Origin of the sequence: Ideonella sp. A 288 (genome assembly GCF_002198735.1) — a bacterium.
Classification (GTDB): Bacteria; Pseudomonadota; Gammaproteobacteria; order Burkholderiales; family Burkholderiaceae_C; genus Pseudaquabacterium.
The window spans coordinates 31,441-52,050 of record NZ_MWLO01000066.1 but is presented as its reverse complement, the minus strand read 5'-3'; the positions used below and the strand labels follow the sequence as shown (position 1 = coordinate 52,050).

General features: G+C 70.5%; 19 protein-coding genes. 6 read left to right on the top strand and 13 right to left on the bottom strand.

Features of this window, described 5'->3' with window-relative positions; genetic code table 11:
- The first annotated feature begins 30 nt into the window (after positions 1–30).
- The 6 genes from EOINJALH_RS04705 to EOINJALH_RS04680 all read left to right on the top strand — a co-directional run bounded on the left by EOINJALH_RS04705 (position 31) and on the right by EOINJALH_RS04680 (position 6,022).
- The gene (locus EOINJALH_RS04705) at positions 31–1,002 is read left to right on the top strand and encodes a tripartite tricarboxylate transporter substrate binding protein (protein WP_088279159.1); all 972 of its coding nucleotides are present in this window, start codon (positions 31–33) and stop codon (positions 1,000–1,002) included.
- 80 nt (positions 1,003–1,082) lie between these two features.
- The gene (locus EOINJALH_RS04700) at positions 1,083–1,976 is read left to right on the top strand and encodes a 2-hydroxy-3-oxopropionate reductase (RefSeq protein WP_088279158.1); all 894 of its coding nucleotides are present in this window, start codon (positions 1,083–1,085) and stop codon (positions 1,974–1,976) included.
- Entirely contained in the window at positions 1,973–3,109 is a 1,137-nt protein-coding gene (locus EOINJALH_RS04695; protein WP_088279157.1) for an L-talarate/galactarate dehydratase, read from the top strand. Before EOINJALH_RS04700 ends, EOINJALH_RS04695 begins: the two co-directional genes overlap by 4 nt.
- Before the next feature lie 29 nt (positions 3,110–3,138).
- Positions 3,139–4,704: a galactarate dehydratase gene (gene garD, locus EOINJALH_RS04690; protein ID WP_088279156.1), complete on the top strand. Its 1,566-nt coding sequence runs from the start codon at positions 3,139–3,141 to the stop codon at positions 4,702–4,704.
- Between the two features lie 223 nt (positions 4,705–4,927).
- Positions 4,928–5,338: a PRC-barrel domain-containing protein gene (locus EOINJALH_RS04685; protein ID WP_088279155.1), complete on the top strand. Its 411-nt coding sequence runs from the start codon at positions 4,928–4,930 to the stop codon at positions 5,336–5,338.
- Positions 5,339–5,542: 204 nt separating this feature from the next.
- Positions 5,543–6,022 (top strand): CHRD domain-containing protein, encoded by a 480-nt coding sequence (locus tag EOINJALH_RS04680; protein WP_158219656.1) that lies wholly within the window; start codon positions 5,543–5,545, stop codon positions 6,020–6,022.
- A 46-nt stretch (positions 6,023–6,068) separates the two neighbouring features.
- On the opposite strand, the gene EOINJALH_RS04675 is transcribed toward EOINJALH_RS04680, so the two are convergent.
- The 13 genes from EOINJALH_RS04675 to EOINJALH_RS04615 form a co-directional block, all read right to left on the bottom strand.
- On the bottom strand, positions 6,069–6,449 hold the full coding sequence (locus EOINJALH_RS04675; protein WP_088279153.1) for an HPF/RaiA family ribosome-associated protein: 381 nt from the start codon (positions 6,447–6,449) through the stop codon (positions 6,069–6,071).
- Between the two features lie 104 nt (positions 6,450–6,553).
- Positions 6,554–7,255: an FMN-dependent NADH-azoreductase gene (locus tag EOINJALH_RS04670; RefSeq protein ID WP_088279152.1), complete on the bottom strand. Its 702-nt coding sequence runs from the start codon at positions 7,253–7,255 to the stop codon at positions 6,554–6,556.
- Between the two features lie 45 nt (positions 7,256–7,300).
- Entirely contained in the window at positions 7,301–7,849 is a 549-nt protein-coding gene (locus EOINJALH_RS04665) for a hypothetical protein (protein WP_199873146.1), read from the bottom strand.
- A 132-nt stretch (positions 7,850–7,981) separates the two neighbouring features.
- Entirely contained in the window at positions 7,982–8,449 is a 468-nt protein-coding gene (locus EOINJALH_RS04660; protein ID WP_088279151.1) for a DUF6152 family protein, read from the bottom strand.
- A gap of 22 nt (positions 8,450–8,471) precedes the next feature.
- A complete protein-coding gene (locus tag EOINJALH_RS04655) occupies positions 8,472–8,915 on the bottom strand; it encodes a hypothetical protein (RefSeq protein WP_088279150.1) in 444 nt (147 codons plus the stop codon).
- A gap of 148 nt (positions 8,916–9,063) precedes the next feature.
- Entirely contained in the window at positions 9,064–9,600 is a 537-nt protein-coding gene (locus tag EOINJALH_RS04650) for a GNAT family N-acetyltransferase (protein WP_088279149.1), read from the bottom strand.
- 1 nt (position 9,601) lies between these two features.
- Entirely contained in the window at positions 9,602–10,192 is a 591-nt protein-coding gene (locus EOINJALH_RS04645) for a helix-turn-helix domain-containing protein (protein ID WP_234413656.1), read from the bottom strand.
- Between the two features lie 498 nt (positions 10,193–10,690).
- Positions 10,691–13,813 carry an efflux RND transporter permease subunit gene (locus EOINJALH_RS04640; protein ID WP_088279147.1) on the bottom strand — a complete coding sequence of 1,041 codons (3,123 nt, stop codon included), beginning with the start codon at positions 13,811–13,813 and terminating at the stop codon, positions 10,691–10,693.
- Positions 13,810–15,417, bottom strand: coding sequence for an efflux RND transporter periplasmic adaptor subunit (locus EOINJALH_RS04635; RefSeq protein ID WP_088279146.1), 1,608 nt, complete (start codon positions 15,415–15,417; stop codon positions 13,810–13,812). Before EOINJALH_RS04635 ends, EOINJALH_RS04640 begins: the two co-directional genes overlap by 4 nt.
- A 1-nt stretch (position 15,418) precedes the next feature.
- Positions 15,419–16,675 (bottom strand): TolC family protein, encoded by a 1,257-nt coding sequence (locus EOINJALH_RS04630; protein WP_088279145.1) that lies wholly within the window; start codon positions 16,673–16,675, stop codon positions 15,419–15,421.
- A 79-nt stretch (positions 16,676–16,754) separates the two neighbouring features.
- A complete protein-coding gene (locus EOINJALH_RS04625; protein WP_088279144.1) occupies positions 16,755–17,168 on the bottom strand; it encodes a hypothetical protein in 414 nt (137 codons plus the stop codon).
- 168 nt (positions 17,169–17,336) lie between these two features.
- The gene (locus EOINJALH_RS04620) at positions 17,337–19,580 is read right to left on the bottom strand and encodes an ATP-binding protein (protein WP_158219655.1); all 2,244 of its coding nucleotides are present in this window, start codon (positions 19,578–19,580) and stop codon (positions 17,337–17,339) included.
- A gap of 477 nt (positions 19,581–20,057) precedes the next feature.
- Positions 20,058–20,513 (bottom strand): Rrf2 family transcriptional regulator, encoded by a 456-nt coding sequence (locus EOINJALH_RS04615; RefSeq protein ID WP_088279142.1) that lies wholly within the window; start codon positions 20,511–20,513, stop codon positions 20,058–20,060.
- Positions 20,514–20,610 lie beyond the last annotated feature (97 nt).

The following is a 20,610-nucleotide window of genomic DNA, read 5'->3' as shown; positions in this document are numbered from 1 at the left end:
CCTTCCCCGAGCCCACCCAGGAGACTTCCCATGACACGACTCACCCGCCGCTGGTTGCTGACCACGCTGGCCGCGCTGCTGGCCACGGCCGGGCAGGGCGCTGCCGCCCAGGCCTGGCCGACCAAGCCGATCCGCATCGTCGTGCCCTACCCGCCGGGCGGCTCGTCGGACATCATCGCGCGGGCCATCGCGCCGCAGCTGTCCGAGGCCCTGAAGCAGACGGTCGTCATCGAGAACAAGGCCGGCGCCAACGGCAACACCGGCACCGACCTGGTGGCCAAGTCCACCGACGGCCACACGCTGCTGCTGTGCGACGTGGGCGCGCTGGCCATCACCGCGTCGGTGTACAGCAAGCTGCCCTTCGATCCGTCGAAGGACCTGCGCGGCGTGACCATGCTGGCCTATTCGCCGCACCTGCTGGTGGTGCACCCGTCGGTGCCGGCCAACACCCTGCAGGAGTTGGTGGCGCTGTCGCACCAGCAGAAGCTGAACTTCGCGGTCACCGCCATCGGCAGCGCGCCGCACCTGGCCGGCGTGGCCGTCGAGAAGGCGACGAAGGCCGAGTGGACCTACATCCCCTACAAGGGCGGCGCGCAGGCCATCGGCGACACCGTGGCCGGGCAGACCCAGGTGCTGATGAACGGCATGCTGGCCACGCTGCCGCAGGTGCAGGCCGGCAAGCTCAAGGTGCTGGGGGTGTCCAAGGCCACGCGCGTGCCGCTGCTGGCCAACGTGCCCACCATCGCCGAGCAGGGCGTCAAGGGCTTCGAATCAGGCACCTGGCAGGGCCTGGTGGTGCCGGCGGCCACGCCGCCGGCCGTGGTGGCCCGGCTGAACGCCGAGCTGACGCGCATCATCCGCAGCCTCGAGGTGCGCGAGCGCCTGGTGTCGCAGGGCGCCGAGGTGGTGACGATGACGCCGGCCGAGTTCAGCAGCTTCTTCGAGCGCGAGCGCAAGCACTGGGCCGGCGTGGTGGCGCAGGGCGGCGTGAAGCTCGACTGAACGCCGGTCGCCCTGGCGCCATCCACACGCCGGGCCCTGCCTGGCCGGCCTCCAACATCGCCACCGCAAGAGGAACCCACATGAACATCGGATTCATCGGCCTGGGCATCATGGGCGCCCCGATGGCCCTGCACCTGGCCAACGCTGGCCACACGCTGCACGTGCACACCCGCGGCAAGCTGCCCGAATCGATCGCCGCGTCGGCGGCCCTGCGCTGCGACACCGCCGAGGCGGTGACGCGCCAGGCTGAGGTCATCTTCATGATGGTGCCCGACACGTCCGACGTCGAGGCGGTGCTCTTCGGCGCCCACGGCGTGGCTGCGGCGCTGCCGGCCGGGGGCGCGCGCAAGGTCGTCGTCGACATGAGCTCGATCTCGCCGATGGCCACCAAGGTGTTCGCGCAGAAGATCAACGCGCTGGGCGCCGACTACATCGACGCGCCGGTGTCGGGCGGCGAGGTCGGCGCCAAGGCCGCCTCGCTGACCATCATGTGCGGCGGCGACGAGGCGGTGTTCGAGCGCATCCGCCCGCTGCTCGAGGCGATGGGCAAGAACATCACGCTGGTCGGCGGCAACGGCGACGGGCAGACCACCAAGGTGGCCAACCAGATCATCGTCGCGCTCAACATCGCGGCGGTGGGCGAGGCGCTGCTGTTCGCCAGCAAGGCCGGCGCCGACCCCGCCAAGGTGCGCCAGGCACTGATGGGCGGCTTCGCGTCCAGCCGCATCCTCGAAGTGCACGGCGAGCGCATGATCAAGCGCACCTTCAACCCCGGCTTCCGCATCCGCCTGCACCAGAAGGACCTGAACCTTGCGCTGCAGGGCGCGCGCGAACTGGGCGTGGCGCTGCCCCACACCGCCAGCGCCGCGCAACTGATGCAGGCCTGCGCCGCCCACGGCATGGCCGACCTGGACCACTCGGCGTTGGTGAAGGCGCTGGAGCTGATGGCCGACCACGAGGTGGCCAAGGGATGAGCGCTGCCAGCGACCGCATCGCCTGGGTGCGCGTCTCGTCGTGCATGCTGCCGCTGGCCACGCCGATCAGCGACGCCAAGGTGCTGACCGGCCGGCAGAAGCCGATGACCGAGATCGCGATGCTGTTCGCCGAGGTGCAGACGGCCGACGGGCACGGCGGCCTGGGCTTCAGCTACGCCAAGCGCGCGGGCGGGCCGGGCCAGTTCGCCCATGCGAAGGAGCTTGCGCCGGCGCTGCTCGGCGAAGACCCCAGCGACATCGGCCGGCTGTGGACGCAGCTGTGCTGGGCCGGCGCCTCGGTGGGGCGCAGCGGCCTGGCCACGCAGGCCGTCGGCGCCTTCGACGTGGCGCTGTACGACCTGAAGGCCCGCCGCGCCGGCCTGCCGCTGGCCAAGCTGCTGGGCAGCTACCGCGATTCGGTGGCCTGCTACAACACCTCGGGCGGCTTCCTGCACACGCCGCTGGAACAGTTGCTCGTGAATGCAGCGGTCTCGCGCGAGCGCGGCATCGGCGGCATCAAGCTGAAGGTGGGCCAGCCCGACCGGGCGCTGGACATCCGCCGCGTCGAGGCCGTGCGCAAGCACCTGGGCGACGATGCGCCGCTGATGGTCGATGCCAACCAGCAATGGGACCGGCCCACCGCGCAGCGCATGTGCCGCACCTTCGAATCGTTCAACCTGATCTGGATCGAGGAGCCGCTGGACGCCTACGACCACGAGGGCCACGCCGCGCTGGCGGCGCAGTTCGACACGCCCATCGCCACCGGCGAGATGCTCACCAGCGCGGCCGAGCACGGCGAGCTGATCCGCCACCGCGCCGCCGACTGGCTGATGCCGGACGCGCCGCGCGTCGGCGGCATCACGCCCTTCCTGAAGATCGCCGCGCAGGCCGAGCAGGCCGGGCTGATGCTGGCGCCGCACTTCGCGATGGAACTGCACGTTCACCTGGCCGCGGCCTGTCCGACCGAGCCCTGGGTGGAGCACTTCGACTGGCTGGAACCGCTGTTCAACGAGCGGTTGGAGATCAAGGCCGGCCGCATGCTGGTGCCCACCCGGCCCGGCCTGGGCCTGAGCCTGAGTGAACAATCGAAGGCGTGGACGCGCGAGTCGCACGAGGTGGGCCAGCGGCCCTGAGCAACCGCCCCGCACAACCGGAGACCGCCATGCCCAACGCAGTCGTCAAGCCGCCGCTGACCATCCGCATGCACGAGCGCGACAACGTCGCCATCGTGGCCAACGACGGCGGGCTGGCCGCCGGCACCGCGCTGCCCGCGGGCCCGGTGCTGGTGGACCGCGTGCCGCAGGGCCACAAGGTGGCGCTGGTCGACATCGCCGCCAGGGCGCCGGTGCGGCGCTACGGCATCCCGATCGGCCACGCGCTGAAGGACATCCCGGCCGGCAGCTGGGTGCACGAGCGCCTGCTGAAGATGCCCGACGCGCGCGGCCTGGACGGCCTGCCCATCGCCACCGCCCGGCCCGAGCCGCTGCCGCCGCTGCCAGGCCACAGCTTCGAGGGCTACCGCAACGCCGACGGCTCGGTGGGCACGCGCAACATCCTGGCCATCACGCAGACGGTGCAGTGCGTGGCCGGCGTCACCGACTTCGCGGTCAAGCGCATCAAGGCCGAACTGCTGCCGCGCTTTCCGAAAGTCGACGACGTGGTCGCTCTGGAACATGGTTATGGCTGCGGGGTGGCCATCGACGCGCCCGACGCGGTGGTGCCGATCCGCACGCTGCGCCACATCAGCCTGAACCCCAACTTCGGCGGCGAGGTGATGGTGGTGAGCCTGGGCTGCGAGAAGCTGCAGCCCGAGCGGCTGCTGCCGCCGGGCAGCATCCCGATCTCGGACGAGCGTGCCGGCGGCGCACTGGATGTGATCTGCCTGCAGGACGACGCGCACGTCGGCTTCATGTCGATGGTCGATTCGATCCTGCGCCAGGCCGAGGTGCACCTCGAGCGACTGAACGCCCGCCGCCGCGAGACGGTGCCGGCCAGCGAACTGGTGGTGGGCGTGCAGTGCGGCGGCAGCGATGCGTTCTCGGGCGTCACTGCCAACCCGGCGGTGGGCTTCTGCACCGACCTGCTGGTGCGGGCCGGCGCCAGCGTCATGTTCTCGGAGACCACCGAGGTGCGCGACGGCATCGACCAACTCACCGCGCGCGCCGCCACGCCCGAGGTGGCGCAGGCCATGATCCGCGAGATGGCCTGGTACGACGCGTACCTGAAGCGCGGCGGCGTCGACCGCAGCGCCAACACCACGCCGGGCAACAAGGCCGGCGGCCTGTCCAACATCGTCGAGAAGGCGATGGGCTCGATCGTCAAGTCGGGCACCGCGCCGATCTCGGGCGTGCTGTCGCCGGGCGAGAAGCTCAAGACCCGGGGCCTGACCTACGCCGCCACGCCGGCCAGCGACTTCATCTGCGGCACGCTGCAACTGGCCGCGGGGATGAACCTGCACGTCTTCACCACCGGCCGCGGCACGCCCTACGGCCTGGCCGCGGTGCCGGTGATCAAGGTGGCCACGCGCAGCGACCTGGCGCGCCGCTGGCACGACCTGATGGACGTGAACGCCGGCACCATCGCCGACGGCACCGCCACCATCGAGGACGTGGGCTGGGAACTCTTCCACCTGATGCTCGACGTGGCCAGCGGCCGCAGGAAGACCTGGGCCGAGCACTGGAAGCTGCACAACGCGCTGGTGCTGTTCAACCCGGCGCCGGTGACCTGATCGGGGCAGGTCGGGCAGGTCAACGACCTGTTCCGCCATGGAAGCACCCCGTGAGTTGTAGGACCAGGCCCCGCAGGGTGGGTTGCCGCACGGACTGCCGACGGCACGGCCCGTAGGCTGTGGACGCACCTGCAGGCCTTGTCGCGAACGATGCGCAGGCCGGCGGCACCGGTTGCGGCCCCCGAGGCTCCGACCACCTTTCTGGACCACACAAGGAACCACCATGCAATCCAACTACGTCACTCGCGACAAGCTCGGCATCTACGCCAATGCCAATGGCGGCCCCGGCCCGGCACTGATGGGCGCCGACACGCTGATGGGCAACGACGTCTACAACAAGGACGGCGAAGACCTGGGCGACATCAAGGAATTCATGATCGACATGGCCACGGGCAGGATCGCCTACGCGGTACTGTCGTTCGGCGGCGTGCTGGGCATGGGCGACAAGCTGTTCGCCGTGCCCTGGTCGGCGTTGACGCTGGACACCGAGAACAAGCGCTTCACGCTCAACGCGCTGAAGGAGGCCCTGAAGGACGCCCCGGGCTTCGACAAGGACCACTGGCCGTCGATGGCCGACGACACCTGGGCCACCGGCGTGCACAAGTTCTACGGCACCAAGTACATCGGCAGCTGAACCGGCACCGTCCCGTCCGGCGCCTTGCCGGGCGGGCGATGACGCCTCCGGACGCGGAGGGACGGCGCAGCCAGGCCGATGCGGCTGAACCGTTTCAAGGCTCGGCGCCGGGACCCCCCGGCGCCGAGCGCTTCAGCGCTTGCTCGGCCTCGTCCGGTTGGCCGTACGCCGAAAGACCAGTTTCGCCACCGAAGGAGTGTCCCCGTGGACCACCGCAGCCTGGCCGCTCTTGGCGCGTTGATCGCCGCTGTCGGCCTGGCCGCCTGCGGCATGGCGCCAGCGGCGCCCGCCGCATCGGTGGCCCCGGTGGCCGCCGTGCGGGCCGCCTTGGCGTTTTCGGCGGTGTTGTCGGAGGGCAATGAACTGCCGCCGCGGCCCGGCCAGGGGCGGGGCACGCTGGAGGCCAGTCTCGACCCCGCATCGGGCCAGTTCACGTGGACCGTGGTCTATGCCGGACTCGGCGGCCCGGTGACGGCCGCCCACTTCCATGGGCCGGCGCTGCCCGCACAGGTCGCCGGCGTGGTGCTGACGATGACGGGCAGCCTGGTCAACCCGATCAAGGGCAGCGCCATCCTCACGCCGTCGCAGGCCGCTGAACTGAGCGCAGGCCGCTGGTATGTCAACCTGTACACCGCTGCCCAACCGAACGGTGACGTGCGCGGGCAGGTGAACCTGCGGCCCTGAGGCCGGCACAGCCAGACCCGCGGGACGCGCCGGGCGGGCCTGGGATTCAGACGGGTCCGGCCGCCGGCGCGACGCTGTCGTCGGACGCGGTGTCGTCCTGGTTGCGGTGTCGCCGGGGGTCTTGCTTGCCGATGACCGTGGCCACGGCGCGTTCGAGCTTGCGCACCGCGCCGTCGATGGCCTGGTGGGCACTGCCGGCCTGGTCTTTGACGAACACCGGTTCCAGGCCGACCAGCCGCGCTTCCAGCGCGCACTGGATCGCATGGTCGCTGGACTTGGTCTGCCCGTCGGCATCGGACAGGTGGGCCTCCACGCGCGTCACGCGCTCGCCGAAGCGGTGCATCGCGTCCTTGACCACGCTTTGCAGGTGGTCGGCCATCTGTTGGCTGCCGTCGGTGTTGGGGTCGGTGTGGAGCAAGACTTGCATGGTGTCCTTCGGGGGGACCGATCGACTGGGGATCAGGGAGAGATCGGCAGGTGAGGTTTTTGGGAGGGGCGCAGACCCGGCACAGCCAGGGGCCTGACGATCGATCAGGCCAGCGCTTGCGACCGGCGATCGAGACCCAAGGCCGTTGCCAGCGCGTCGCCATTGTCCAGCCCCGCCGCACCTGGCGGGCTGTCCTCGGTCAAGATGAGCTCAGGCTGCCGCACGCCCATGAAGGACATCACGGCGCGCAGGTGGCTCTCCACATGACCGGCCGTCAGCGTGGTCGACGCGCCTGGCCCGCCGGCGTCATCGCGGGGCACCACGATGATCACGCGCTTGTGCCCGGCCAGGCCCTCGATGCCGTGGTCGGTGAAGCGGAAGGTCTTGCCCGGGATCAGCAGGCGGTCGGTCCAGGCCTTCAGGTGCGCCGGCACGGCGGCCCGGTCCGATGGCACACCGATCACCACGGTGTCGGCGGCCAGGAACTCGTCCATCACCGCGCGGCTGGCGGCGCGGCCGCGTTCGATGGCCACCGATTCCAGCGCCGCGGCCAGCGTGTCCTGCAGCGCATGGTCGGCGGGCAGCAGCAGGCGAGACAGGTGCGGCAGCGGCGCCGCGTCGAGGTCGCGGCGACACAGCACCAGGGCCGTGTCCGACGCCATCAGGTGCTCGACGATCGCCGCCGCCACGCGGCGCACGTCCGAGTGGCCGGGGGGCAGACTCGAGTCGATGTGCAGCAGCGTGGCGGCGGCGATGTCGTTGTCCAGGGGCAGGTGCCCGATGGGGGTGAGCGAGTGCAGGACCACATTGCCGGCCGCAGGCGTCGCGGCCGGTGGCGTCCTGCGCCAGGCTCAGTTCATGCCGTAACGGCCCTTGGCCGTGGTGATGCAGGCCGACTTGGCATCGCCCGACATCGCGTCGCACTTCTCGGCGGCCACCTTGTAGTCGGCCTCGCGCTTGTCGCTGTTGGCGTCCTTGATGGCGGCGCCCATGTCCTTGCCCAGCTTGGCGTCGGCCAGGGCCTTCACCTCGACGGCCTTGGCTTCCTTCACGCACACGTCCTTGGCGTTGCCGGACTGGTCGTCGCACTTCTCCTTGGCCACGGCGTAGGCCGACTCGGCCTTGGCCACCAGCAGCTTGTTCTGGTCGCGGGCCTTGCCGGTGTAGCTGGATTCGAGTTCGGCGCGGGCGACCTTTTCCTTGGCCTTGGCCTCCTGGACACAGACGTCCTTGGCGTTGGACGACAGGGCGTCGCAGGCGGCCTTGTCGACCTTGTAGTCGGCGCCGATGCGGCTCTTGGCGGCGGAGTAGTCGGTCTTGCTCATCGCGGCCTGCGCGGCCGGAACGGCCAGCAGGCTGGCGAGGATGAGCGATGCGGGCAGTGCGAAGCGGTGGATCATGGTGGACCTTTGGTTCGTGAAGGATCGGAGAGAGGGTTCTCGCATCCATTCACTCTAGGCCGGCCATCGGCGCCGCGCTGTGCGGTGGCAAACACTGCCGCGGCCGAGGGCCGCCGGCCGCGCCGCCGCCCATCAGGTCGGCGACGAGCGCAGCCCGTAGGTGGCCGCACCGATGAACAGGTACTCGACGCGCAGCACCGGCTCGCCCTTTTCGCCGTTGAAGGTGAAGCCCAGCAGCGCGACGCGGTCGCCGGGCTTGATCTCGGCCACCTTCCAGGCCTCCATGCGCGTGAGGGGCGCGAGCTCGATGTGCCACACCTTGTCGCGGCGCGTCGGCAGCCGGGCGTTGGCCAGCAGCGCGGGGCCATCCACCCCGGCAGACTGCGCGGGCAGCGTGCGGCGGGCCAGGTCGGCCGGCAGCTTGAGGTCGGCGGCCACCTCGAGGTCGAACTCGGCATGCGGGTTGCGCCAGGCCACCTTGCGCGCCATACCCTCCAGGTAGAGCGGCCGGGACTGGTCGAAACTGCTCCAGCCGTGGTGGGCGAACGCCACCGGGGCGGGCAGCGTGGCGGCGGCGATCAGCAGGTGTCGGCGTTGCATGGCGTGGGTCTCCGGGTGGGGGTCAGTGGTAGGCGATCCAGCGACCGCAGATGATGATGCCCAGCCAAAGCCCCAGCGACAGCAAGGTCTGGGCGCGGGCCAGCGCGTCGGCCTTGTGCACCCCGCCGCGCGCGTGGAAGGCCAGCGCGTTGGTGCCCGCCAGCATCAGCAGCCCCATCTTGATGACGAACATGCGGTTGGCAATCAGGTCGCCGGGCTGGCTGGCAAACATCGTCAGCCCGCTGGCGGCGGCCAGCGCGAAACCGACCAGGCTGATCGACAGCCCGAACCGGGCCAGCGCCGGCAGCGGCAGTGCGGCGCCCAGCCCCCACAGCCGCAACTCGACCAGCACCAGGCTGCCCAGCAGCAGCGCGATGCCGACGATGTGCACCACCTCCAGCGCCGGGTACAGCCACGGGTGCGCGCCGATCCAGGCGAAGGCGGTGAAGGGTGGGAGGGCAGGCATGGCGGCGGATCATGGCAGCCGCCGCGCCGGCGGTCCATCGGCAAGGCCTCGCCCTTTGCCGTCGCGCGGGCGGGCCGCCCGGTCGGCGGGTCTGCCGGCCGGTACGCCGAGGTGCCCGGTCAGCCGGCCAGTGCGCCGAGGTGGCCAGTCACGCGGCCAGTGCGCGATAGAAGTAGGTGGTGTCGCACAGGCCGCCCTGCGGCAGCAGCGCATAGCCGGGGATCACGCCGCAGTGCTGCCAACCCAGGCGCGCGTACAGCCGCGCGGCCTCGTCGCTGGCGGTGTCCAGCACCAGCAGCGACTTGCCGTGCGCGCGCGCCGCCTGTTCGGCCGAGCGCATCAGCGCCGCGCCCAGGCCCTGGCGGCGGGCGCGGCGGTGCACCAGCATCTTCGACACGTCGGCGCGGTGCGGCTGGTTGTCGGGCTGCTGCAGCACCACCTGCACGGTGCCGACGATGGCGCCACCCGCGTCCTCGGCCACCAGCAGCACGCGCTCGTTGCGCATGGCCCCGTCGACCACTTGGCGCCAGAAGTCCAGCGCCTTCTCGCGCGGCAAGGGGTGCATGAAACTCACCGACGCGCCACCGTCGACGCAGTCGATCAGCACATCGGCCAGGGCCTGCAGTTGCTCGTCGGTCGGGGTGGTCAGGCGGCGGACCGGGCGGGCCGGGGCGGTGGTCGTCATGTCATCTCCTGGCGGCTGGCTGGCTGGTGATCACCACCGCGTATCGCGCGGTCTTGCGTCCGGGGTTGTGGAAGCTCACGGGGCGGTCCAGCACCAGCGCCAGGCAGTCACCGGTGTCGAGGCGGTGCACGTCGTCGCCCACCGTCACCTCGATGCTGCCGTCGAGCACCCACACCTGCTGGTGCACCAGCGGTTCGCGGGCGCCGGTTTCATACGACACGCGCGCCCGCGGCGGAAAGGCCACCTCCACGATCTGGATGGGCGACGCCACGCCGCTGGGCGACACATTGCGCCGCCGGTAGCCCGAGTGCGGATCGCGCCACACGGGCTGGTCTGCCTGCCGGGCCACCGGCTCGGGCGTGGCCTGCGGCGCATCGAACAGCGAGGCCAGCGTCACATGCAGGCCCGTGGCCAGTTTCTCGAGCACCACGGCGGTGGGGCTGCTCTCGCCCCGCTCGATCAGCGAGATCATCGAGCGGCTGACCCCCGACTGCGTGGCGAGCGCCTCGATCGACAGGCCGCGCTCGGCGCGCAAGTCGCGCACCCGCCTGGCGATCCGGTCGTTGAGGGCGTTGTTCTCGTCTTCCTTCATGGTGGACATAGTATCCAGGATAGTGGATGCCCGCAAGTGATTGCGATTCGGCTTGTGGCACGGGCATGTGCGTCTGCGTCGGCGTCGGCGCGGCAAAGGCGCGGGCGGGCAGGCTGCGGCGCGCGAATACGGCGGTCGGCGCCTGTGGCGCCGACTTCCCGGCCAGTCTCGCGATCGTGGCCCCGCCGTCGATTCACTTCACTCGCTGCGCTCGTTTCGTTCAGGTGCCGGCGAGTCAGTTCACGAAGCGCGCTGAAGCGCGCGGGCCACGATCCCAAGCCTGACCGGCGCCTCCCACGCGCGCCGCCGCCTGCCCGCCCGCACCTTTGTAGACACAGTGGTGGTGATCGAAGAACAGAAGGCAACGGCTCGATCACCGCGCTGGCCTTCGTCGTTCACAGTGGGCGGATCAGGAGATCGGCCCGACGCCGCCGCACCCCGAGTCGATCGGGCGCTCCAAACGATCGAATGCGCTCAGTGCCGCAGCGCCACAGCGCCTCAGTTCTTCGGCCGCCTCAACAACGCAAACACCGCCGGCACGATGAACAGCGACAGCAGCGGGGCCGTCACCATGCCGCCCAGCATCGGCGCGGCGATGCGGCTCATCACCTCCGAGCCGGTGCCGGTGCCCCAGACGATGGGCAGCAGGCCGGCCAGGATCACGGCCACCGTCATGGCCTTGGGCCGCACACGCAGCACGGCACCGTCGCGGATGGCGTCGTCGACCACCTGGGCCGTGGTCTCCGCACCCGCCGCCAGCCGATCGTGCAGCGCGTGCTTCAGGTACAGCAGCATCACCACGCCGAACTCGGCCGCCACGCCGGCCAGCGCGATGAAGCCCACGCCGGTGGCGATCGACAGGTTGTAGCCCATCAGGTGCAAGAACCACACGCCGCCGGTCAGCGCAAACGGCAGCGTGGCCATGATCAGCAGCGCTTCGTCGAAGCGGCTGAAGGTGAGGTACAGCAGCACGAAGATGATCAGCAGCGTGGCCGGCACCACGATCTTCAGCCGCGCATTGGCGCGTTCCAGGTACTCGAACTGGCCCGAGTAGGCCACGCTCATGCCGGGCTCCAGTTGCACCTCGCCGGCCACGGCGCGCTGCAGGTCGTGCGCCACCGAGGCCAGGTCGCGGCCCCGCACGTCCACGTACACCCAGCCCGAGGGCCGCGCGTTCTCGCTCTTCAGCATCGGCGGGCCATCGGTGATCGTCACCTTGGCCACGCTGCCCAGCGTGATCTGCTGGCCCATCGGCGTGAGGATGGGCAGTTGGGTCAGCCGCTGCGGCGTGTCGCGCCATTCGCGCGGGTAGCGCAGGTTCACCGGGAAGCGCGCCAGACCCTCGATGGTCTCGGTGACGTTCTCGCCACCCACCGCGCCGGCGATCACCGCCTGCACGTCGGCGATGTTCAGGCCGAAGCGGCCGGCGGCGGCGCGGTCGATCTGCACGTCCACGTAGCGGCCACCGGTCAGTCGCTCGGCCAGGGCCGACGACACGCCGGGCACGCCCTTGGCCACCTGCTCGATGCGCGCGGCCACGCGGTCGATCGAGGCCAGTTCGCCGCCCGTCACCTTCACGCCGATGGGGCTCTTGATGCCGGTGGCCAGCATGTCGATGCGGTTGCGGATCGGCGGCACCCAGATGTTCGACAGGCCCGGCACCTTGACTGCGCGGTCGAGTTCGTCGACGAGCAGATCCGGCGTCATGCCCGGGCGCCACTGCTCGCGCGGCTTCAGCTGGATGGTGGTCTCGAACATCTCCAGCGGTGCGGGGTCGGTGGCCGTCTCGGCACGGCCGGCCTTGCCGAACACGCGCTGCACCTCGGGCACGGTCTTGATCATGCGGTTGGTCAGCTGCAGCAGCTCCGCGGCCTTCTGCGCCGACAGGCCCGGCAACGCCGACGGCATGTACAGCAGGTCTCCTTCGTCGATCTTGGGCAGGAACTCGCCGCCCAGTTTCATCAAGGGCCAGGCCGTGGTGGCCAGCACGGCCAGCGCGATGACGAGCGTGGCCTTGGGCCAGTGCAACACCCATTCCAGCGCCGGGCGGTAGATGGCGATCAGCGCGCGGGTGATCGGGTTCTTCTGCTCGTCGGGGATGCGGCCGCGGATCCACAGGCCCATCAGCACCGGGATCAGCGTCACCGACAGGCCGGCGGCCGCGGCCATCGCATAGGTCTTGGTGAAGGCCAGCGGGCCGAACAGGCGCCCCTCCTGCGCCTCGAGCGTGAACACCGGGATGAAGCTCAGCGTGATGATCAGCAGCGAGAAGAACAGGGCCGGGCCCACCTCTTCGGCGGCCTGCGTCATCACCTGCCAGCGTTCCTCGCCTTCGAGCGAGCGGCCGGGGTGCGCGTGCTGCCAAGCCTCGATCTTCTTGTGTGCGTTCTCGATCATCACCACCGCAGCGTCCACCATCGCGCCGATGGCGATGGCGATGCCGCCCAGCGACATGATGTTGGCGTTGATGCCCTGGTAACGCATCACCAGGAAGGCGATCAGCACCCCCAGCGGCAGCGCGATGATGGCCACCAGCGCCGAGCGCAGGTGCCACAGGAACACCAGGCACACGGCGGCGACGACCAGGAACTCCTCGATCAGCTTGTGCGACAGGTTCGTCACTGCGCGCTCGATCAGTGCGCTGCGGTCGTAGGTGGTCACCACCTCCACGCCCTGGGGCAGGCTCTTCTGCAATTCGGCCAGGCGGGTCTTCACCGCGGCGATCGTGGCTTGTGCGTTCTTGCCCGAGCGCAGGATGACGATGCCGCCGGCCACCTCGCCCTCGCCGTCGAGCTCGGCGATGCCGCGCCGCATCTCCGGGCCCACCTGCACCGTGGCCAGGTCGCCCAGGCGCACGGGGATGCCGCCGCGCGCGGCCAGCGGGATGGCGCGGAAGTCGTCCAGCGTCTTCAGGTAGCCGCTGGCGCGCACCATGTACTCGACCTCGGCCAGTTCCAGCACCGAGCCGCCGGTCTCCTGGTTGCCGGCCATCAGCGCCTCGCGCACCTGCGCATGGGTGATGCCGTAGGCGGCCAGCTTGGCGGGGTCCAGCACCACCTGGTACTGCCGCACCATGCCGCCCACGCTGGCCACCTCGGCCACATCGGGCAGGCTCTTCAGCTCGTACTTGAGGAACCAATCTTGCAGCGTGCGCAGTTGCGACAGGTCGTTGCGGCCGCTGCGGTCGACCAGCGCGTACTGGAAGATCCAGCCGACGCCGGTGGCGTCGGGGCCGAGGGACGTCTTGGCGCTGGCTGGCAATCGGCCCTGCACCTGGTTCAGGTATTCGAGCACCCGCGAGCGCGCCCAGTACAGGTCGGTGCCGTCGTCGAACAGCACGTAGACGAAGCTGTCGCCGAAGAACGAGAAGCCGCGCACCGTCTTCGCGCCGGGCACCGACAGCATCGTGGTGGCCAGCGGGTAGGTGACCTGGTTCTCGACGATCTGCGGCGCCTGGCCGGGGTAGCTGGTGCGGATGATGACCTGCACGTCCGACAGGTCGGGCAGCGCGTCGATGGGCATGCTGCGCAGGCTGAGCACGCCCCAGGCGCCCAGCATCAGCGTGGCCAGCAGCACCAGAAAGCGGTTGGCCACCGACCAGCGGATCAGCCGGGCGATCACCGCGCCGCTCCGCTGGCGGGCGCCACCCGCGTCACCACATGCTCGTCCCCCTGCTGCCGGAAGCTGAACTGCACCGCCTGGCCCTTCTTCAGCCCCTTGGCCAGCGCGGGGTCGGCCAGCTTGAAGGGCATGGTCATCGCCGGCCACTTCAGCGCGGGCACGGGGTCGTGCTTCAGCGTCAGGCTGTCGGCGTCGATGTCGACGACGGTGCCCTGGGTGGCGTACTCGGGGGCCGCAGCGGGCGGCATGGCCGTGGCCGGCGTGGGCGGGTGCGCACGCGCATTCGCGGCGGTCGCGGGGGCCTTCGCGCTGGTGGGTGCCGCGGCGGTGGGCCCGGCCACCGCGGCCGTCGCGGCCCGTGCCAGCACGCCCTGCAGGCTGGCCTCCGAATCGACGAGGAACTGGCCCGAAGCCACCACCTGCTGGCCTTCGGCCAGGCCGCTGCGCACGACGATGCGGTCGTCCACCTCCTCGCCCAGCGTCACCTCCACCGGGCGGTAGCGGCCTTGCGCCTCGGCCAGGTACACCAGCGCGCGGCGGCCGGTGCGGATCACCGCCTCGGTCGGCACAACCAACGCATCGCGCTGCGTGCCGCGCAGCGTCACTTGCGCGAACAGGCCCGCCCGCAGCCGCTGGCCCGGGTTGGGCAGTTCGATGCGCAGGCGCAGCGTGCGCGTGTCGCGGTTGGCCTCGGGCAGCACCGCGGTCACGCGGCCGTTGACGGCCTCGCCGGGCAGTGCGGCGAAGCGCGCTTCCACGCGCTGTCCGGGCTGCACCGACGCCGCCAGCGCCTCGGGCACCGCGGCCTCCAGCCACACCGTGCCCAGGCCGTTGATGCGCGCCAGCGTCATGCCGGCCGCAACCGTCATGCCGGTGCGCACCATCAGCTCACTGATCACGCCGCCGGTGGGGGCGGTGATGGTCTGCACCGCCACGGCCTGGCCGCTGCGCTCCACCTGCTCGATCAGTGCGGTCGGCATGCCCAGCAGCAAAAGGCGCTGCCGTGCGGCCGCGGTGAGCGCCGCGTCGCCGACGGCCTTCACCGCCAGGTACTCCTGCTGCGCGCCAAGCCATTCGGGGTTCATCAGGTCGACCAGCGGCGCGCCGGCGGCGATCACGTCGCCAGGGGCGCGCGCGTGCACGCGTTCGACGAAGCCGGCGGTGCGCGCCTGCACGATGCTGATGTCGCGCTCGTTGAGCTGCACCGTGCCGGTGGCCTCGATGGCCGCGCCGATGGGGCGTTTCTCCACCGTGGCCAGCCGCATGCCCAGCGCCTGCTGCGCCTGGGTGGAGACCGCCAGGCCCGGCGCCGCGCCGCCCGCGGCGCCGGCCACCTCGCCTTCGTCGGCGTAGCGCGGCACCAGCTGCATGTCCATGAAGGGCGACTTGCCGGGCTTGTCGAAGCGCTGGGTCGGCACCATCGGGTCGTACCAGTACAGCACCTGGCGCGCGGCCGAGGCTGCGCCTGCCGAGGTGGCGGCTGCGGGTGCGGCGTCGTGCCCGGCATGCGATGCCGCGCCTCGCCACTGCGCCACGCCCCAGCCCAGGGCCACGCCCGCCGCCAGCAGCGCGATCGGGAGAAGTTTTCGACCAGTTGCGCTCATGTCATTGCTCCGCGATCAGGGTGGTCAGGCGCACGCGCAGGGCGGCGCGCTGGGTGTCGAGGTCGATCAGGCGCAGCCGCGTCTCGACCAGTTCTCGGCGGGCCATCAGCACCGCGCCCAGGTCGCCACGGCCCGACTGGTAGCCGGCCAGCGCCAGCGCCACGCGCTCGTCGGCGAGCGGCTGGCCGCTGCGCTCCAGCCGCTCGCGCTGCGTGTCCAGCGCCTGCAGTTCGGCCAGCTGCGCCTCGACCTCTTCCTGGTGCTTGCGCAGCGTCTCCTCGCGCTCGGCCTCGATGCGTTGCAGTTCCTTCTGCCGTGCGCTGACCATCGGCTGCTGCCGACGGTCTTTCTGCCAGGGCAGGTCGATGCTCACCTGCAACGACAGCATGTCGGGGTACTGCGGGCCCCGGCGGCTGTACACGACTTCCCAGGCCCAGTCGCCGCGCTGTTCGGCCTCGGCCTCGCCCACCTGGGCCTGGGCCATCGCCTGCATCGCGGTGTAGGGTGCCACCTCGGCGTGGCGGTGCAGGCCGGCGCGCACGCCGTCGGGGTGCACGTGGGTGGGCGGTGGCGCGCCGTCCAGCGGCTCGTCGCCGCGCGGGCCCACCCAGCGGCGCAGCGCGGCGCGCTGGCGGGCCACGTCGCGCAGCGCGTCGTCATGGCGGTCGGCCAGGGCCAGGGCCTCCTGCCGTGCCATCGTGCGCTCGGCCGGCATGGCCTTGCCCGAGGCGATGCGCGCGTCGGTGGTGTCGATGACGATCTGGTTTTCGCGCGCCAGGTCGGCCAGCTGCGCCACGCGCCGCTCGGCATAGTGCACGCCGATCCAGGCCAGCGCGGCCTCGCGCTGCACCGCCAGCCGGGCCACGGCCAGCATCGCCCGCTCGCGCTCGATGCGGGCCTGGGCGCCGGCGGCGCGGGCGTCGCGCTTGGCGCGGTTGGGCACCTCCTGCATCAGGCCGATGCGCTGCATGGTCATGAAGTCGCGCGTCAGGCTGTAGCGGTCGGCGCCGGTCAGCGGCAGGTTGTCGACGCCCAGCGTCAGGCGCGGATCGGGCAGCGTGGTGGCCGCGGGCTGCTCGGCCTGGGCACTGGCCAGCGCGCTGTGCTGCGCGGCCAGCGACGGCGCCTGGTCGCGGGCCAGCGACAGGGCTTCGTCGAAGCTCAGGGCGGCGGCGGCCGCAGCGGGCCAGCAGGCCGCAGCCAACGCGAGCGCCGTGGCCGCGCCAGCGGCGCGCACGCGGAAAGGGAAGGGGGGCATGGCAAGTCCTTGGGCAAACTGGGCGGAGACCGGTACCCGGCCGGGCCTGCGATGGCGCAGGCCGGCCGCGACGGCCGCGCTAGTTGCGCAGGACGAGCAGCGAGAGGTAGAGCGGTGGCGAGCCGGGCGGCGGCGCGCCCGAGCGGACGTCGGGCGACGCGTGCAGCGTGCCCGTGGAGGCCAGCGCGGCCGGGGCCCAGTCGAGCACCGCCATCAGCACCGGCGTGGCCGGCGCGTCGACGGCGGGCGTGGGGTGGACGGTCTGCGAACCCTGCTGGCAGTGCACCTGGCACAGCAAGGTGCTGTCGGCGACAGGGGCTTCGTCCACAGCCTCGGTGCAGCCGGGCATGTCGGCCATCGGCGCCATCGCCTTTGCAGGGGCCACCGCGCCGACCACCGTGCAGGCGTGCGCCGACGCCAGCAACTGCATCAGGAGCAGTGCCGCGATCAGCCAGCCGGAGAGCCAGCGCGCAGGGCGTCGGTGCAAACGCATGCGCGAAGTGTAGGACGGCGTGCCACGGACGGGTGCGGCCGGTGGGCGATCTGCGTCAAGGCCGGCGCGGGTAGCCGGCCTCTCGGTGCTCCCACAAGTGCTCAAGAGCATGCCTGGCCCCGGTCGGCGTCGGCGGTCACGCAGACACACTGCCGATTCAGCGCTGGCCTACACCTGCCACGCCATTTCCAGCCTGCCCCATGCATCGTGCAACTGGCGTGCCCAGTCGTCCTGCGCGGTTTCACCCGCGCGCAAGGCCGCTTCGAACCGGGCCGCGATCGCCGACAGCTCCAGCGCACCGACCTGCGCGCTGGACGACTTCAGCGTGTGCAGCAGCCGCTGCACACGTGCCGCATCCCGCTGTGCCAGCGCAGCGTCTATGTCGATCAGGCTGAGTGCTCCCGTGGACGCGAACAACGCACGCATCTGCTCGGCAAACTCTGGCTGGGAGCCATCCGCCACCATCGGCAGGGCCTGAAGCACAGAGGGGTCGAACGCCATGACACCGCCCCCGTCAGCACCGCCCCCGTCAGCACCGCCCCCGTGAGCACCGCTGTCCGTCCGCGGCGCCGACGACGCCACGGGCTGTGCCGACGCTTCGCCGGACTGCAGGGTGTCCGCCAGATGCTCGCTCAGCGCCGCGTACAGGGCCGCCGCGGTGATGGGCTTGGTGACATAGCCGTCCATCCCCGCATCGGCACAGCGTTGGCGATCCTGGGCCATCGCGTTCGCGGTCAGCGCGATGATCGGGGTGCGTGGACCCCCTCTCTGCGCTGCCCGGATGAGCCGCGTCGCCTCATAACCGTCCATCACCGGCATCTGGCAATCCATCAGCACCAGATCGAACCTCTGCTGTTGAATCACCGCCAGCGCGCGCGCGCCGTCCTCGACCAGCGTGACCTTCATGCCCTGTCGCTCGAGCATGGCGCACACCACCTGCTGGTTGATCTGGTTGTCCTCCGCCACGAGGATGCTGGCCTCGCGGACCGGCCTCCCGATGGCCTTGGGCTCGGACTCGGGCAAAGCCGCTGGCCCGGTCGCGGCATCGAACGGCAGGTCGAACCTGAACGTGCTTCCGCTGCCGGGCCGGCTGTCGACATGGATGGTCCCGCCCATGAGTTCCACCAGGTGCTTGCAGATCACCAGGCCCAACCCGCTGCCGCCGAACTTGCGGGTGGTCGACGCGTCCGCTTGCGTGAACCGCTGGAACAGATTGGGCAGTGCCTCCGGCGCAATGCCAACGCCGGTATCGCGCACCTGCACCCGCAACCACGGGCGTGCATCGTCCGCTGGCCCGTCGATGCCCTGGCTGCTCAGCGTGATGGTGCCTTGATCGGTGAACTTGATCGCGTTTCCCAGCAGGTTGGTCACCACCTGCCGAAACCGTGTCGGATCACCCCGGACATGCGAGACCGTGTGCACATCGAGCTGTGTGACCAGCACCGTTCCTCGCGCCGCCGCCAGTCCACGGTAAACCTCGACGATATCGGCCAGCACCCGCGCTGGCTCGAAATCGATCCGTTCGATTTCGACCTTGCCTTCCTCGATCTTGGCCAGGTCCAGTATGTCGCCCAGCAGGGCGTGCAGCGAGCGCGCAGCCGACGCGATGGCACCGACAAAGCGCGATTGGTCCGCATCCAGCCGGGTGCCCTGCAACAGCTCGGCCATGCCCAGAACCCCGTTCATCGGGGTGCGGATCTCGTGGCTCATGTTGGCCAGGAACCGCGTCTTGGCGAGGTTGGCCTCCACTGCGAGCAACCGGGCCTGCTCTCGCTCGGTGGCCACCGAGTCGCTTGCCAGCCGCAATCGCGTCATCTCGGTCCAGCGCTCGTTGCTGCGCCAGCTTTCCTGAGCCAGCACCACGCCGTAGATGCACAGGCTGCACACGATCACCCACGCGTCGGAGTAGCCGTTCCAGACAGCCGACCCGATGAGCGGCAGCAGCATGACCAGGAAATTGACGACGGCGGTGCGAAAGCTGCTGATCAACACGAAGACACCGATGGCCGTGATGCACGACACGCCGGCAAACAGCAGCGCACCCAGACCGCTGGATTGCGTCGCGGGAATGAAGACGACGGAAATGACGCCCCATCCCAGGTTGTCCAGAACAATGAACGCCTCGAATCGGGCGCGCCAGTAAGCCACGCGCCGGGTGCGGTGCGGATCGCGTGCGAAGCGGAGTGTCTCCAGCGAACGCACGGCCGCGATGGCCACGCGATACGCCAACCAGCCGATCACCCACTGCGCCGACACAAGGCCCCACATGGCGTAGCTGATCACCATCGAAAAGGCGACCGCACCGATCTGCGGCATCGGGGCCAACCTGTAGATCGAACTGACGCGCTCGTAGTCGATCTGGGCCTCGATGGCCGCAGGCGACTGCGCGGTCAGGGGCGGTTCAATCGTCACGGCCCTGCAACTCCTTGCGCAATCGAGGATCGCGACAGTCGCGCGGACTGCCGGAGGCATTCGCCGGCTCGAACGCAGGAATGTACCGCGAGCCTGCGCGCGCGACGCACACAGGCGCGTCGAGTCCATTCGTTCCGCATCGGACAGTGCAGATCCGTTCTCTGCTTCGCCACCCTGTCCGCGACCGGCAAGCCATAGACAAGCCTTATCGGTCGGTCCCGCGGGGACATGAGGGTCCCGGGCCCTGCCGGCCGACGAAGTACGACCGGATGTCGTCAAAGCGTCGAATTGTGTGCAAGCAGGTGCGGCGGTTTGCGGCCCGTTGCATCGCCCAACGCGCCGGCCCGTTGCGCGAGCCCGGTCTTCCCCTTGTCGACGGGTGAGGCGCCCGCCCGATGTGTCTGGTGACCCCGGCGGCGAAATCGCGGATGCCTGTGCGAATCCGACCGCTGTTTCGCAAGCGCGCGAGCGCGTTCATCAGCGCCGCTTCGCGCGCCCGACCGGCAAGGCCACGCGCACCGCGTTCGCCGGCATCGGCCCGGCGATGTCGGCCAGCGTCACCCGGTCGAGTTCGGCGAACCAGGCCTTCATCGCCGCGCGCATCACGCCCTTGAGCCGGCAGCGCGGCGTCAGGGTGCAGGTGTCGGACGCCGCGTCGAAGCATTCGACGAGTCGGAAATCCGTCTCGGCGTCGCGCACCACGTCGCCCACGCGCACGTCGGCCGGCGCCTTCAGCAGCCGCAGGCCGCCGCCGCGGCCACGGGTGGTCTCGATCACGCCCTGGCGGGCGAGGTCGTTGACGATCTTCATCAGGTGGTTCTTCGACACCTGGTGGCCGTCGGCGATCTCGGCGATGGTGACCAGCCGGTCGCGGTGGGCGGCGCAGTACATCAGCACGCGCAGCGTGTAGTCGGTGTAGTCGGACAGTCGCATCGTCGGATCACCCCTGAAAGATGTATTTTGCACATTGCTTTGCAATGGGCGGCGCGATAAGATGCATTCACTGTACTACTTTAAATCGCCGCGTTGC

Coding starts and splice junctions, on each gene's coding strand:
- EOINJALH_RS04705 (WP_088279159.1), top strand. CDS start 31: ATGACACGACTCACCCGCCGCTGGTTGCTGACCACGCTGGCCGCGCTG.
- EOINJALH_RS04700 (WP_088279158.1), top strand. CDS start 1,083: ATGAACATCGGATTCATCGGCCTGGGCATCATGGGCGCCCCGATGGCC.
- EOINJALH_RS04695 (WP_088279157.1), top strand. CDS start 1,973: ATGAGCGCTGCCAGCGACCGCATCGCCTGGGTGCGCGTCTCGTCGTGC.
- garD (WP_088279156.1), top strand. CDS start 3,139: ATGCCCAACGCAGTCGTCAAGCCGCCGCTGACCATCCGCATGCACGAG.
- EOINJALH_RS04685 (WP_088279155.1), top strand. CDS start 4,928: ATGCAATCCAACTACGTCACTCGCGACAAGCTCGGCATCTACGCCAAT.
- EOINJALH_RS04675 (WP_088279153.1), bottom strand. CDS start 6,449: ATGCAAGTCTTGCTCCACACCGACCCCAACACCGACGGCAGCCAACAG.
- EOINJALH_RS04665 (WP_199873146.1), bottom strand. CDS start 7,849: ATGATCCACCGCTTCGCACTGCCCGCATCGCTCATCCTCGCCAGCCTG.
- EOINJALH_RS04660 (WP_088279151.1), bottom strand. CDS start 8,449: ATGCAACGCCGACACCTGCTGATCGCCGCCGCCACGCTGCCCGCCCCG.
- EOINJALH_RS04655 (WP_088279150.1), bottom strand. CDS start 8,915: ATGCCTGCCCTCCCACCCTTCACCGCCTTCGCCTGGATCGGCGCGCAC.
- EOINJALH_RS04650 (WP_088279149.1), bottom strand. CDS start 9,600: ATGACGACCACCGCCCCGGCCCGCCCGGTCCGCCGCCTGACCACCCCG.
- EOINJALH_RS04645 (WP_234413656.1), bottom strand. CDS start 10,192: ATGAAGGAAGACGAGAACAACGCCCTCAACGACCGGATCGCCAGGCGG.
- EOINJALH_RS04635 (WP_088279146.1), bottom strand. CDS start 15,417: ATGAGCGCAACTGGTCGAAAACTTCTCCCGATCGCGCTGCTGGCGGCG.
- EOINJALH_RS04630 (WP_088279145.1), bottom strand. CDS start 16,675: ATGCCCCCCTTCCCTTTCCGCGTGCGCGCCGCTGGCGCGGCCACGGCG.
- EOINJALH_RS04625 (WP_088279144.1), bottom strand. CDS start 17,168: ATGCGTTTGCACCGACGCCCTGCGCGCTGGCTCTCCGGCTGGCTGATC.
- EOINJALH_RS04615 (WP_088279142.1), bottom strand. CDS start 20,513: ATGCGACTGTCCGACTACACCGACTACACGCTGCGCGTGCTGATGTAC.